The sequence below is a fragment of the Streptomyces sp. NBC_00344 genome (assembly GCF_036088315.1).
Lineage (GTDB): Bacteria > Actinomycetota > Actinomycetes > Streptomycetales > Streptomycetaceae > Streptomyces.
Genome location: NZ_CP107996.1, coordinates 5,738,447 through 5,750,831, shown reverse-complemented (window position 1 = coordinate 5,750,831; position 12,385 = coordinate 5,738,447). Strand labels below are relative to the sequence as shown.

The 12,385-nt window shown below is 71.0% G+C and carries 13 protein-coding genes; 11 read left to right on the top strand and 2 right to left on the bottom strand.

The genetic code is table 11. The features are described from left to right. Nucleotides 1-10: 10 nt before the first annotated feature. Nucleotides 11-1,408, bottom strand: coding sequence for an MFS transporter (locus OHS16_RS26020; protein ID WP_328539675.1), 1,398 nt, complete (start codon nucleotides 1,406-1,408; stop codon nucleotides 11-13). Between the two features lie 263 nt (nucleotides 1,409-1,671). Between OHS16_RS26020 and OHS16_RS26015 the strand changes: the two genes are divergently transcribed. The 11 genes from OHS16_RS26015 to OHS16_RS25965 are packed head-to-tail and all read left to right on the top strand — an operon-like array spanning nucleotide 1,672 to nucleotide 11,670. Continuing rightward, nucleotides 1,672-3,171 carry an aldehyde dehydrogenase family protein gene (locus OHS16_RS26015; RefSeq protein WP_328539674.1) on the top strand — a complete coding sequence of 500 codons (1,500 nt, stop codon included), beginning with the start codon at nucleotides 1,672-1,674 and terminating at the stop codon, nucleotides 3,169-3,171. A 34-nt stretch (nucleotides 3,172-3,205) separates the two neighbouring features. Then, nucleotides 3,206-4,156: a VOC family protein gene (locus tag OHS16_RS26010; RefSeq protein ID WP_328539673.1), complete on the top strand. Its 951-nt coding sequence runs from the start codon at nucleotides 3,206-3,208 to the stop codon at nucleotides 4,154-4,156. After that, complete coding sequence (locus OHS16_RS26005) at nucleotides 4,153-4,941, top strand: aspartate dehydrogenase domain-containing protein (RefSeq protein WP_328539672.1); 789 nt, start codon at nucleotides 4,153-4,155, stop codon at nucleotides 4,939-4,941. The genes OHS16_RS26010 and OHS16_RS26005 overlap by 4 nt, the downstream gene beginning before the upstream one ends. Continuing rightward, on the top strand, nucleotides 4,938-5,741 hold the full coding sequence (locus tag OHS16_RS26000) for an alpha/beta fold hydrolase (RefSeq protein WP_328539671.1): 804 nt from the start codon (nucleotides 4,938-4,940) through the stop codon (nucleotides 5,739-5,741). The genes OHS16_RS26005 and OHS16_RS26000 overlap by 4 nt, the downstream gene beginning before the upstream one ends. 10 nt (nucleotides 5,742-5,751) lie before the next feature. Then, entirely contained in the window at nucleotides 5,752-6,273 is a 522-nt protein-coding gene (locus tag OHS16_RS25995) for a cupin domain-containing protein (protein WP_328539670.1), read from the top strand. After that, a complete protein-coding gene (locus OHS16_RS25990) occupies nucleotides 6,273-7,010 on the top strand; it encodes an SDR family oxidoreductase (protein WP_328539669.1) in 738 nt (245 codons plus the stop codon). Before OHS16_RS25995 ends, OHS16_RS25990 begins: the two co-directional genes overlap by 1 nt. A gap of 16 nt (nucleotides 7,011-7,026) precedes the next feature. Next, complete coding sequence (locus OHS16_RS25985) at nucleotides 7,027-7,815, top strand: SDR family oxidoreductase (protein ID WP_328539668.1); 789 nt, start codon at nucleotides 7,027-7,029, stop codon at nucleotides 7,813-7,815. Between the two features lie 11 nt (nucleotides 7,816-7,826). After that, the gene (locus tag OHS16_RS25980) at nucleotides 7,827-9,452 is read left to right on the top strand and encodes a thiamine pyrophosphate-binding protein (RefSeq protein ID WP_328539667.1); all 1,626 of its coding nucleotides are present in this window, start codon (nucleotides 7,827-7,829) and stop codon (nucleotides 9,450-9,452) included. Nucleotides 9,453-9,462: 10 nt separating this feature from the next. Next, the gene (locus OHS16_RS25975) at nucleotides 9,463-10,410 is read left to right on the top strand and encodes a PDR/VanB family oxidoreductase (protein WP_328539666.1); all 948 of its coding nucleotides are present in this window, start codon (nucleotides 9,463-9,465) and stop codon (nucleotides 10,408-10,410) included. Nucleotides 10,411-10,427: 17 nt separating this feature from the next. After that, nucleotides 10,428-10,652 (top strand): recombinase-like helix-turn-helix domain-containing protein, encoded by a 225-nt coding sequence (locus OHS16_RS25970; RefSeq protein ID WP_328539665.1) that lies wholly within the window; start codon nucleotides 10,428-10,430, stop codon nucleotides 10,650-10,652. Nucleotide 10,653: 1 nt separating this feature from the next. Further along, complete coding sequence (locus tag OHS16_RS25965) at nucleotides 10,654-11,670, top strand: aromatic ring-hydroxylating dioxygenase subunit alpha (protein WP_328540987.1); 1,017 nt, start codon at nucleotides 10,654-10,656, stop codon at nucleotides 11,668-11,670. A 148-nt stretch (nucleotides 11,671-11,818) separates the two neighbouring features. Here the strand turns inward: OHS16_RS25965 and OHS16_RS25960 are convergent, their stop codons facing one another. Then, nucleotides 11,819-12,373, bottom strand: a complete 555-nt coding sequence (locus OHS16_RS25960; protein WP_328539664.1) for a MarR family winged helix-turn-helix transcriptional regulator — start codon at nucleotides 12,371-12,373, stop codon at nucleotides 11,819-11,821. Between the last annotated feature and the right edge of the window lie 12 nt (nucleotides 12,374-12,385).

Sequence of the window (12,385 nt, the reverse complement as noted above, 5' to 3'; positions counted from 1 at the left end):
CGGGCCACCATCAGGGTGAGACCTCTTCCAGGGCCCGGCCCGCTGTCTCGTCCGCGCCGAACACGGCGACGACGGCACCCGCCAGAGCGACCGCGCCGAGCACCGCGAACACGAGGGAGACGCGGCCGCCCGCGTACACCATGCCGACGACGATCGGTCCCAGGATGACCCCGAGACGGTTCAGCGCGCCGCCGACACTGCTGCCCAGGGCCCGCATCCTGGTCGGGAAGAGCTCCGGTGTGTACAGGTACAGGCAGATATTGGATCCGAAGAGGAAGACCGCCGCGAGGGAGGTCCACACCAGCACCTGGGCCGGGGTGTGCGCGCCGAGGCAGGCGAGAACGAACAGGACGACGGCGGACCCGGTGAGGGAGACGGTGATGACCCGCCTGCGTCCGGCGCGGTCCACGGTCAGCGCGACGGCCAGACAGCCGAGGAGACCGGCACAGGATGTCACCGTCGAACAGAGCAGCGCGTCGGAGAGCGTCAGGTCGTAGCGGTTGCGGTAGATCGTCGGCAGCCATGAGGTGATGCCGTAGTTGACGAAGTAACCCGTGAACCAGAGAGCGCCGATCACCAGGGTGCGACGGCGGTAGCGGCCGGTGAAGAGCCCCCGCAGGCCGTCGGCGGCCTGCCCGGAGGGTCCAGCCGGGCGGCCGGGGCCGACGGGGGGCGTGGCGGGTACCGGAGGAAGCGGCTCACCGGTGGCCCGTCCCACCTCGGCCTCGATCCTCGACATCACGGCGGCGGCCTCCTCGTCCCTGCCGTGCTCGGCGAGCCAGCGCGGCGATTCCGGCACGGCCCGCTGGACCAGGACGCAGAGCACGCCGGGCACGGCTGCGATGACGTACATCCAGCGCCAGCCGAGCAGAGGCACGACCCAGGCGGCGACCAGCGCGCCCACGGTGAGCCCCGCGGGGAAGACCAGCTCGTACAGCAGGACGAAACGGCCGCGGCGGTGGCTACGGGTGATCTCGGCGATGAAAGTGGCGGCCACCGGAACCTCGCCTCCGATGGCCAGGCCCTGAACGAAGCGGACGGCCATGAAGGAGTCCGGTGACGTGGTGGCGGCCAGGGCCAGATTGGCGAGGCTGGAGAGTCCCACGCACAGGACGATGACCTTGACCCGGCCGATCCGGTCGGCGAGCCGGCCGGAGAGCAGCGCACCGGCGAGCATGCCGATCGATCCGACGGTGAGCAGCCAGGTGGTGGCCGACGTGGTCAGATGCCACTCGTCGCGCATCTGCGGCAGGGCGTAGGCGATCAGGAGCTGGTCGAATGCCTCGAAGAAGGTCACGGCGCCCACGATGAGCCGCACGGTGACATGCCAGCGGCTCATGGGCAGCCGTTCGAAGCGGGCGGCAATCGCCGCCCGGAGGGCAAGGTCGGGGGAAGCGTCGATCGTCATGCAGGGTCCTCCGACTCCGCGGATGAGGGGACGAGGGCGAGCGCTGGGGGCGGAACGCGTCGTTCCACAGGGTTCGGGGACACCCTGCCGATGAAGCGCGTTAGGCGTAAGTCTCTTAGGGCTTAAGTTGTATCGCTTGACTACCGGCGTACGTCAAGAGCCTCCACTGGGAAATCATCATCCGGTTGGACCTTGCGCTAAATTAGTTAAGCCCTTAGATTTCTAGCACTCACTCAAATCCGGCCCCGCAAGGAGGCTCCCGCATGCTCCGGTCCCCAGCCGCCGCTGTGCCCGACGAAGCACTCATTGCCGGCCAGTGGCGCCGCGGTGCCGGCGCTCCGGCCGAGACCGTCGACCCCGCCACCGGCTTGGTGCTGGCCACCGTGCACGCCGTGTCCGTGGCAGAGGTCGACGAGGCAGCCGAGGGAGCGGCCCGCGCCGCGGCGGATCCCGCCTGGCGGTCGCTCCTTCCGCACCTGCGCGCCCGGCTCCTGCACCGGACAGCCGATCTGATCGACGAATCGGCCGAACACCTGGCCGCCCTCCAGACCGCCGACACCGGCAAGGCCCTCACCGAGACGCGCGCCCTGGTGGCCAGCGCCGCCGGGACCTTCCGCTACACGGCGGCCGCACTCGAGACCGCCGAAGAGGCGATCACCCCCTCACGCGGCGACTACGTCACCATGAGCCGGTACGAACCCATCGGTGTGGTCGGCGCGATCAACCCCTGGAACTCCCCCGTCGCCAGCGATGCGCAGAAGCTCGCCCCCGCGCTCGCCGGCGGCAACGCGGTGCTGCTCAAGCCCGCCGAGTGGACCCCGCTGGTCTCCCTCGCACTGGGCCGTCTGATCACCCGGGCCATCGGCGAACTCGGCCTGCCCGCAGGGCTGCTGTCGGTGCTGCCGGGGCGCGGCAGCGTCGTGGGGGACGCCATCGTGCGCCATCCGCTCACCGGCAAGGTCACCTTCACCGGCGGCACGGACACCGGACGGACCATCGCGCATGCCGCGGCGGAGAAGCTCATGCCGGTGTCGCTGGAGCTCGGGGGCAAGTCCCCGACGATCGTGCTCGCCGACGCCGACATCGAACAGGCCCTGGCCGGAGTGATGTTCGGCATCTTCTCGTCCAGCGGCCAGTCCTGCGTCGCCGGTTCACGGCTCTTCGTGGCCCGCGAACTGTACGACTCGTTCGTCGGCCGGCTCGTCGAACGGGTGGAAGAGCTGCGGGTCGGTCCCGGCACGGCTCCGGACACCCAGGTGGCACCACTCGTGCACCACAAGCACCGGGACTCCGTCGCCGCCCATGTGGAACGGGCGCGCGGCGAGGGTGCACGCGTGCTCTGCGGGGGTTCGGTGCCGCCAGGGGATGCCTACCGCGACGGCGCCTACTACCTGCCGACCGTGCTCGCGGGGCTCGACAACACCTCGCTCACCTGCCAGGAGGAGATCTTCGGTCCGGTGCTCGTCGCGCTGGATTTCGACGGCGAGGAGGACCTCGTACGGCAGGCCAACGACTCGGTGTACGGACTGGCCTGCGGCATCTGGACCCGTGACCACCGGGCCGCCTGGCGGATCGCCCGCCGGATCGATGCGGGCACCGTCTGGATCAACACCTACAAGCAGTTCAGCATCACCACTCCTTTCGGCGGCCTGAAGGACAGCGGTCTCGGCCGGGAGAAGAGCCGCGACGGCATCCGCGCCTATCAGCGCCAGAAGTCCCTCTACTGGGGCACATCGGACGCTCCGCTCCCCTGGGCCAACTAGCCGCGCACGCCCGTACGCCTGTCTGGAGACTGCCATGCTTCAACCGCCCATAGCCCGGCTGCGTTCCCTTCGCCACGTCGAGCTGCTCACCCCCGCATTCAGCGAGGCCGCCGACTTCTATCAGGAGGTCTGGGGCCTGGAGTCCGTCGAGTCCGACGGCGGCGCGCGCTGGCTGCGCGGCAGCGGCGCGGAACATCACGTCCTGCATCTCACCCGCGCCGACCGCACCGGGCTCGGCCGTATCGCGTTCGCCGTCGCGACGCCGGCCGAGGTCGACGAGGCTGCCCGGCGGCTGCCGGCCCACGGCATCACACCCCTCTCGGGGCCGGGGCCGCTCGACCAGGTGGGCGGCGGCTACGGTCTGCGCTTCACCGACCCCGAGCAGCGGCTGATCGAGATCAGCGCACAGGTCGATGCGGTGGCGCCGCGCGGCCGGGACGAAGCGGTGCCGGTCGGCGTCACGCATGCCGTGCTCAACACCGCGGACATCGACGCGTCCGTCGCCTTCTACCGCGACGTGCTGGGCCTGCGGGTCTCCGACTGGTCCGAGCACCAGATGGCGTTCCTGCGCTGCAACTCCGACCACCACTGCATCGCCTTCAACCAGGCCGAGTGGGCCTCGATCAACCACGTCGCGTACGAGATGAGTTCGGTCGACCACTTCATGAGGGGGCTGGGACGTCTGCGACACCACGGCATCACTCCGCAGTGGGGACCGGGCCGGCACGGTCCGGGTGACAACACCTTCTCGTACTTCACCGACCCGTCCGGGCTCGTCTGCGAATACACATCGGAGGTCGCACAGATCGTCGAGGACACCTGGATCGCCCGGGTGTGGCGCCGCAGTCCCGAACTCTCCGACCTCTGGGGCACCGCCGGGCCGCCCTCGCCGGAGATCCGCCGCAGCATGGCGGGCTCCCCGGACCCCGGCCCCCTGACCACCGCCGGCCCCTGCTCCCTCTCCTCCGAGGAGGTTTCCGCATGACTCTCAAGGTGGGACTCGTCGGCTGGGGCGCCATCGGCCGCGTGGTGGGCTCCGCCCTCGCCGGAGGCGCCGTCGAAGGCGCCGAACTCGTCTGTGTCGTGGACAACCGCGCGCTGGGCACGGCGCCCGCCCCGCAGCTCACCTTCGAAGAGGCGCTGGAGTGCTGCGACTTGATCGTCGAGGCCGCGGGCCAGGGTGTCGTACGGGAATGGGCGGAGCGCATCCTGCGTTCCGGCACCGACCTGCTGATCGCATCGACCGGCGCGCTCACCGACGAGGAGCTGAAGAAGCGGCTGCTGAGCGCGGGGCCCGGCCGGGTGTACTTCACCTCCGGCGCCGTCGGAGGTCTCGATCTGCTCCAGGCGGTCTGCCGCCTCGGACCGCTGCACGACGTACGGCTGACCACGACCAAACTGCCGTCCACCCTCGAACAGCCATGGATGGACGAGGCGTTGCTGGCCCGTCTGCGGACGGCGACCGGTCCCGTCGAGGTCCTGTCGGGCACCGCCCGCGACATCCCGGTGAAGTTCCCGAAGTCCACCAACGTGGCGGCGTCCGTGGCCCTGGCCGTCGGAGACCTGGACGCCGTGCGGGTGCGGGTTGTCGCCGACCCCGGTGCACACCGCACCCGCCATGTCATCGAGGCGGCGGGCCCGCACGGCAGCTACCGCTTCGAGGCCGCGCATCTCCCCGACCCCGTCAACCCCGCGACCAGCCAGGTCGTGCCGTACGCCGTACTGCGCAGCCTGGGTGCGATCGCCGGGCGGACGGGACAGATCCTGTGACCGCCGGAGTGCATGTGGAGCAGGCGGGGGCAGAAGGGCCGCTGCTGCTGTGCCTGCACGGCATCGGCTCGTCGTCCGCCGCCTTCGCACCGCAGCTCGCCGAGCTGTCGGCGTACCTGAGGGTCCTGGCCTGGGACGCTCCCGGATACGCCCGGTCCGCCGACCCGCAGGGCGCGTTGACGCTGGACGACTACGCGGACACCGCTGCGGCGCTCATCGCGGAACACGGTGGACGCGCCCATGTGCTGGGCGTGTCCTGGGGCGGAGTGATCGCTCTGCGGCTCGCCTCCCGCCACCCGGGACTCGTCGACTCCCTGATCATCGCCGACTCCAGTGCGGGTTCCGGAACGGATCCGGCGAAGGCCGGCGCGATGCGGCAGCGGGCCGCGGAACTGGCCGAGTCCGGCCCGCGGGCCTTCGCCGAGCGGCGCGGTCCCCGGCTGGTCTCCGCCGCGGCGCCCGTCGCACTGGTGCGAAGGGTCGTCGACACCATGGCCGGCTCCGTCCGGCTGCCCGGATACGGCTGGGCGGCCGAATCGATGGCCGCAGCGGATCTCCGGGCCGAACTCACCGGTGTCACGGCGCCCGCTCTCGTCCTCTGCGGCGACCAGGACACGGTTACCGGCCCCGGGGCGAGCCAGGTCATCGCCGGCTCCCTCCACACGTCCGCCTACGTGATCGTCAAGGACGCCGGTCATCTGGCGAACCAGGAGCAGCCCGAGGCCTTCAACGCCTGGGCCCTCTCCCACCTCCGTATCACCGCTCGGATCCCTGAGCGGCCGATCAGCCCCGCACCATAAGGAGCACATCATGCCTGTCAGCACCACCGACTACGACAACGGCGGGGATCTCGCCCGGTACACCGACGCGCTGATCGCGACGAAGGACTCCCGCGAGCCCGACTGGGACACTCTCGCGTTCCAGGCGAAGGCCGGCGAGCAGTACCGCCGCGCCCAGATCCGCTACGTCGGCTCCGGGGCCACCGGCAATCACGACGGCGACAGCCGCATCCTGCCGTCCGGCGGCTTCACCTTCTCGAACATGCTGCTGCCGCCGGGGGCCGAGGGGCCCGAGCACACGCACCACGACGTCGAGGAGGCGTTCTTCGTCCTGGAGGGTCAGGTCCGCGTCGGCATCCACCGGGGTGACGGTGAGTCCGAGTACCGGACCCTCGGTTACCGCGACATGATCGTGGTGCCGGCCGGTGTGGCCCGTTCACTGAAGAACGAGGGCGACACCGACGCCCTGTTCTGTGTCGTGATCGGCACCCGCAAGCCGCAGGTCCCGACCTACCCCGAGCACTCGCCGATGCACGGCGTGACCCGCGACTGATGCCGACTGTCGTCATCACCGGCGCCGGCCGTGGCCTGGGACTGGCCATGGCCCGCCGGGCGGGCACCGACGGGTTCCGGGTCGTGCTGGCCGAAGTGGACACGGAGCGCGGTGAGTCGGCGACCGGGGAGCTGTGTGCCGCCGGCATCGACGCCCACTTCGTCCGCTGCGACGTGGCCGAGCCCGCCTCGGTCGACGCCCTGGCGGCGCGGGTCGCGGAACTCGGTCCGCTGCACGGACTCGTCAACAACGCCGCGCTCGCCAACGGCGTGGGCGGCAAGGAGTTCCAGGACATCACGGTGGCCGAGTGGGACCGCCTCATGGCGGTCAACGCCCGCTCGCCGTGGCTGGTCTCCCGGGCCCTGCTGCCCCAGCTGCTGGACCACGGCGGCGGACGCATCGTCCACCTCGCGTCGGACGCCGCCCTCTACGGTTCGCCCCGGCTCGCCCACTACGTCACGTCGAAGGGCGCCGTCATCGCCCTCACCCGGGCCATGGCCAGGGAGCTCGGCGACCGCGGCATCACCGTCAACGCGGTGGCGCCCGGGATCACCGAGGGCGAGGCGACCGAGTCCGTACCCGCCGATCGGCATCAGCTCTACCGCAGCAACCGGGCCATCTCCCGTCCCCAGCAACCGGACGACCTTCTGGGACTCGTCGCGTTCCTGCTGAGCGAGGAGTCCCGTTATCTCACCGGACAAGTGATCGCCGTCAACGGCGGCTTCACGATGAACTGACCACGGAGTACCTGATATGGATCTGGGCCTCGCCGACCGCACCGTACTGGTGACCGGTGGAAGCTCGGGCGTCGGCCTGGCCACGGTCCGCGCCCTGCTCGACGAAGGCGCGCTGGTCGCCACCTGCGGCCGGGACGCGGACCGGCTCGCCCGGGCCGCCGCAGGTCTCGGCGCCGGCTCCGACCGGCTGCTGACCGGCCTCTGCGACGTCCGGGACGCCGAGGCGGTGCGGCGGTTCACCGACAGGGCCGCCGCGCACTTCGGCGGACTGGACGGGCTGGTCAACAATGCGGGCCAGTCACGGATGAAGAACTTCGCGGACTCGTCCGCCGATGACTGGCGCGACGAGCTGGAGCTGAAGTTCGCGGGCGTGCTCAACCCGCTGCACGCGGGGATCGAACACCTCCGCGCGTCCGCGGTCGCGTCGGTCGTGAACGTCAACGCGGTTCTCGCCAAGCAGCCTGAGCCCCGGCTGATCACCACCAGTGCGGCCCGCGCCGGGATTCTCAATCTCTCCAAGTCGCTGTCCCAGGAGCTGGCCGCGGACGGGATCCGCGTCAACTCGGTCTGCCTGGGACTCATCGACACCGGGCAGTGGACTCGCCGCCACGCCGCGTCGGGCAGCGCACTGCCGTACGAGCAGTGGCAGGCGGCGCTCGCCGCCGAGCGCGGAATCGCCCTCGGCAGGCTCGGCCGCGCCGACGAGGTCGCCTACGCGGTGGTGTCCCTGCTGTCCCCCCGCGCCTCGTACATCACCGGCACCGGCATCGACGTCTGCGGCGGCGTCGGCCGCTCCATCCTCTGAGGAGACCCACCATGCGTTACACCACCGGAGGCGATCTCCTCGTCGCCGTCCTGCGTGAGCTCGGCATCGACACCGTCTTCGGCATCGTCAGTGTGCACAATCTGCCGCTGGTCGAGGCCGTCGACCGGGAGCTGCGTTTCGTGCCCGTGCGCCACGAGGCCACCGCCGTCAACGCGGCCGACGCCTACGGGCGGGCCCGCGGCTCCATCGGCTGTGCGCTCACCTCCACGGGCACGGGCGCCGGCAACGCGGCCGGCTCTCTGGTCGAGTCGCTCAGCTCGGGGACAGCTGTCCTGCATGTCACCGGGCAGATCGACAGCGCCTACCTGGGCAGCGGCCGCGGTTTCATCCATGAGACCAAGGACCAGCTCGCCATGCTGCGCGCGGTCTCGGCGTACGCGGCGACCGTGACATCGGCCGACGACGCAGGCCGGATCCTGCGCGAGGCGGCCCGGGCGGCGCTCACGGCACCCGGCGGCCCGGGCAGCGTGGAGTGGCCCGTCAACCTGCAGTACGCGGCGCAGACCGACAGCGGAGCACAGACGGCCCGGCCCGCGCACCCGGTTCCCGACCCGGCCCAGCTCAGCTCCGCCGCCGCGCTGCTGGCCTCCGCCCGGCGCCCGCTGATCTGGGCGGGCGGCGGTGCGAACGGTGCCGGGCGGCAGCTCGCCGCCCTGCTCGACGCGACGGGCGGCGGTCTGCTGACGTCCAACTCCGGGCGCGGTGCGGTACCGGAGGACCACCCTCGGGTGATCGGTAACTTCGCCACAACCGATGGGGGGCGCGCCCTGCTGGCCGAGGCGGACGTCCTGCTGACGGTCGGCACGCACTTCCGCTCCAACGAAACGGCCGACTACGGTCTCGTGCTCCCCGATGCCCATATCCAGATCGACATCGCGGCCGACGCGCCCGGCCGGGTCTACCCGGCACGCCATGCCCTGCACGGCCACGCGCCCGACGTACTGGACGCCCTGCTGCCCAACGCCGTGGCGGCCGAGCCCGGCTGGAGCGGCCGGGTGGCCGCCGTACGCGCCCAGGTACGGGCGGATCTGCACGATGCCATAGGGCCGCAGGCCGCGATCTGCGACGCGATACGGGCGGCGCTGCCCCGTGCCGCGGTCGTGGCCCGTGACGTGACCATCGCGTCGAGCAGCTGGGGCAACCGGCTGCTCGAGATGTACGACCCCCGGGACAACGTATTCCCGCGGGGCGGCGGCATCGGGCAGGGGCTCGGCATGGGCATCGGAGCCTCACTCGCCCGCCCGGACGGGCCCACGGTCGTAATGGCCGGCGACGGCGGGCTCGCGGTTCACCTCGGTGAACTCCTCACTCTCGCCCAGGAACGGCCCGCCCTGACGCTGGTCGTCTTCAACGACGGCGGTTACGGCGTGCTCCGCAACATGCAGGACCGCTACGGCGGTCGCCGCTCAGGGGTGGATCTCGTCACGCCCGACTTCGAGCTGCTGGCACGGGCCTGCGGTCTGCCGTACGCGCGAATCGGGGCAACGGAGCACGCACAGCCCGTCCTGGAACACGCGATCGCCTCGGGCGGCCCGGTGCTGGTCGAGGTCGATCTGGCCGCGCTCGGCCCGATGAAGAACCCGTTCACCCCGCCCGTCAAGATTCCGACCGCGTAGGGAGGCCGCCATGGACGCGCCCCGAGAGCTCCGGCTCGAACTTCTTGTACGCACCATGACGTGGGAGGCCGAAGGTGTTCTCGCCGTCGAGCTCGTCCACCCGGAAGGCAAACCGCTGCCCGGCTGGGAGCCAGGCGCCCATCTCGATCTGGAGGTCGGCGGCCGTACCCGCCAGTACTCGCTGTGCGGGGACCCCCACGACCCGGCCTCCTACCGGATCGGTGTCCTCAACGAGCCGTCGTCGCGCGGCGGTTCACGGTATGTGCACACCCAGCTGCGGCCCGGCCTGACGGTCACCGCCGTCGGCCCGCGCAACCGCTTCGAGCTGCTGGACGCGGCCCGCTACGTCTTCATCGCGGGCGGGATCGGGATCACCCCGATCCTGGCCATGGCCCGCGAGGCCGGCCGCCGCGGCATCCCCTACACGCTGGTGCACGGCGGGCGCTCCCGGGCGTCCATGGCATTCGGCTCCGAACTGGCCGCACTGACCGGCGGCGACGTGGTGTTCCATCCGCAGGACGAGCTGGGCCACATCGACCTGGAGAAGGCGCTGGACGGTGCCGGACCCGGCACCCTGGTCTACTGCTGCGGTCCCGAGCCGCTGCTCGCCGCGGTGGAGGCCCGTTGTCCCGCCGGGCTTCTGCATGTGGAGCGCTTCGCCGCCCCGGTCACCGAACGCACCGGCGCGGACGCCTCCTTCGAGGTCGAGTGCCGTGCCTCCGGGGTGACCCTGACCGTCGGGAGCGACACCTCCGTCCTGGCGGCCGCCGAGGCCGCGGGGATCGGCGTCGGAAGTTCCTGCCGCGACGGCATCTGCGGCACCTGCGAGACCCGGGTGCTCGACGGCGTTCCCGATCACCGCGACTACGTCCTCAGCGAGGCCGAGCACAGCTCGAACACGACCATGATGATCTGTGTGTCGCGTTGTGCGTCCGGCCGCCTCGTCCTCGATCTCTGAACCCTTCTGGAGGCACCGTGTCCACCGACTGGCCCTATCTGGACGTGCATCAGTCACGCACCCACGAGCCAACGCCGTACGAATACCAGCTCGCATCGACACTCGAAGAGGTCTTCACCAAGGACGGCCACGAACTGACCGATGTGGTATCAGGCCTGAATACCCGTCAGGTCCATGCTCCGGACGGCTCCCCGTGGACCGAGGAGTCCTTCCGTGCCGAGATCCACCGTCTGGGAGCGTGACATGACGACTCCTGCCGCCGACCACATCTACGCGACCGGGCTGCGCAACCAGTGGCATCCCGTCGTGCCGTCTCACTTCGTGGCGCCGGGCGCCATGCGCAAGGTCACCGTCCTCGGCGAGCAGTGGCTGCTGTTCCGGCGCTCGGACTCCACACTGAGCATGCTCGCCGACCGCTGCCCGCACCGCGGGGCGCCCCTCTCGCTCGGCAAGCACCTCGGCGACCGGGTGGCCTGCTGGTACCACGGTGTCGAGGTCCGGACGGACGGCACCGTCTCCTCGGTGCCCGGTCTGCCGGGATGCAATCTGGAGGGCAAGAAGCTGGTCAGGAGTCTGCCGGTGCGGGAGGTGGGCGGAGCGGTCCTCGCCTACTTCGGCGACGAGCAGCACCCCGACCCGGCGCCGCTGACCCTGCCCGAGCCCCTCACGGACCCCGGCACCGACGCGATCCTCTGCTACGCCGAGTGGAACGGTCCGTGGCGCTACGCGGTGGAGAATCTGCTCGACCCCATGCACGGCGCGTTCCTGCACCACGAGTCGCACACCATGTACGACGGGGACACCACGGCGAAGTTCCGTATCCGGGAGACCGGCCGCGGATACTTCTTCGAGAAGACCGACCAGCGGGGCGTGAACTTCGACTGGGTCGAGCTGTGCCGCACCGGCGTCGACTGGGTGGATCTGTCCATCCCCTACCCGCCGTCGGCGGGCCCCGGCGGCCCGTTCGGCATCGTCGGCATGGTCTGCCCGGTGGACGAGAGCCGTACGGGTGTCTTCTTCTGGCGCTACCGCAACGTCCAGGGCTGGCAGCGGGACAGCTGGCGCTTCCTCTACCGGACGCTGATCGAGAAGCGCCACTGGGAGGTGCTCGAACAGGACCGGGTGATGCTGGAGGCCATGCCTGCCGATGCGGACCAGCACGAGAATCTGTACCAGCACGACCTCGGGGTGGTCCGGTTGCGCCGGCTCTACCGCACGGAGGCCGAGGCCCAGGCGGCGGCGCTGGCCCAGACACGGTGACCGTCCGCCGCCGGAGGTCCCGTGCCGGCCGGCCGGCGCACCGGTCAGGCAGCTCGGCCCCGCGTCCCGGGCCGGCAGTGACCGTCGTGCGGCCGCCCGGGACGGCGCCGCCGGTGTGCGGCGGCCGGTTTCCGCCGCGGCGGCGGGTTCAGCCCCCGGCGCCGTCGGGGCCCGCCGTGTCCTCGTCCGACTCGGTGATGGACCGTTCGAGCCGGGACAGCAGCCGCGCCATCTGACGGCACTCGGCCGGGGTGAGTCCGCCGAGCATCCGCCGTTCGTTGTCGAGATGCTCGGCGAACACCTCGTCGACCTTCGCGAGTCCGGCGTCGGTCAGGCGCGAATAGACGACCCGCCGGTCCTCGGCGTCCCGTTCGCGGACGATCAGACCGTCCTTCTCCAGCCTGTCTATGCGCAGGGTCACTCCGGCGGACGAGACCAGACCCGAGTCGGCGAGCTGGCCCGCCGTCAGCCGGTAGGGCGCACCGGCCCTGCGCAGCGCGGTCAGTACGTCGAATCCCGCCACCGACAGTCCGTGCCGGTCGATGGCGCCGGTCAGCCGGGTGCTGTATCTGAGGAAGGTCCGGTGCAACCGGGCAAGGACCTCGAGCGGCGATGTGTCCAGTTCGGGGCGCTCTCGCGCCCAGTCCCCGATGATCGACGCAACGGCATCCTGATGTGCGCCCGCCGTCTTCTTCCCGGTCATCCGCCGCAGCCT

What these genes read in the sequence shown, in the direction of transcription:
- OHS16_RS26020 (WP_328539675.1), bottom strand. Translation starts at nt 1,408, where the DNA reads ATGACGATCGACGCTTCCCCCGACCTTGCCCTCCGGGCGGCGATTGCC.
- OHS16_RS26015 (WP_328539674.1), top strand. Translation starts at nt 1,672, where the DNA reads ATGCTCCGGTCCCCAGCCGCCGCTGTGCCCGACGAAGCACTCATTGCC.
- OHS16_RS26010 (WP_328539673.1), top strand. Translation starts at nt 3,206, where the DNA reads ATGCTTCAACCGCCCATAGCCCGGCTGCGTTCCCTTCGCCACGTCGAG.
- OHS16_RS26005 (WP_328539672.1), top strand. Translation starts at nt 4,153, where the DNA reads ATGACTCTCAAGGTGGGACTCGTCGGCTGGGGCGCCATCGGCCGCGTG.
- OHS16_RS25995 (WP_328539670.1), top strand. Translation starts at nt 5,752, where the DNA reads ATGCCTGTCAGCACCACCGACTACGACAACGGCGGGGATCTCGCCCGG.
- OHS16_RS25990 (WP_328539669.1), top strand. Translation starts at nt 6,273, where the DNA reads ATGCCGACTGTCGTCATCACCGGCGCCGGCCGTGGCCTGGGACTGGCC.
- OHS16_RS25985 (WP_328539668.1), top strand. Translation starts at nt 7,027, where the DNA reads ATGGATCTGGGCCTCGCCGACCGCACCGTACTGGTGACCGGTGGAAGC.
- OHS16_RS25980 (WP_328539667.1), top strand. Translation starts at nt 7,827, where the DNA reads ATGCGTTACACCACCGGAGGCGATCTCCTCGTCGCCGTCCTGCGTGAG.
- OHS16_RS25975 (WP_328539666.1), top strand. Translation starts at nt 9,463, where the DNA reads ATGGACGCGCCCCGAGAGCTCCGGCTCGAACTTCTTGTACGCACCATG.
- OHS16_RS25965 (WP_328540987.1), top strand. Translation starts at nt 10,654, where the DNA reads ATGACGACTCCTGCCGCCGACCACATCTACGCGACCGGGCTGCGCAAC.
- OHS16_RS25960 (WP_328539664.1), bottom strand. Translation starts at nt 12,373, where the DNA reads ATGACCGGGAAGAAGACGGCGGGCGCACATCAGGATGCCGTTGCGTCG.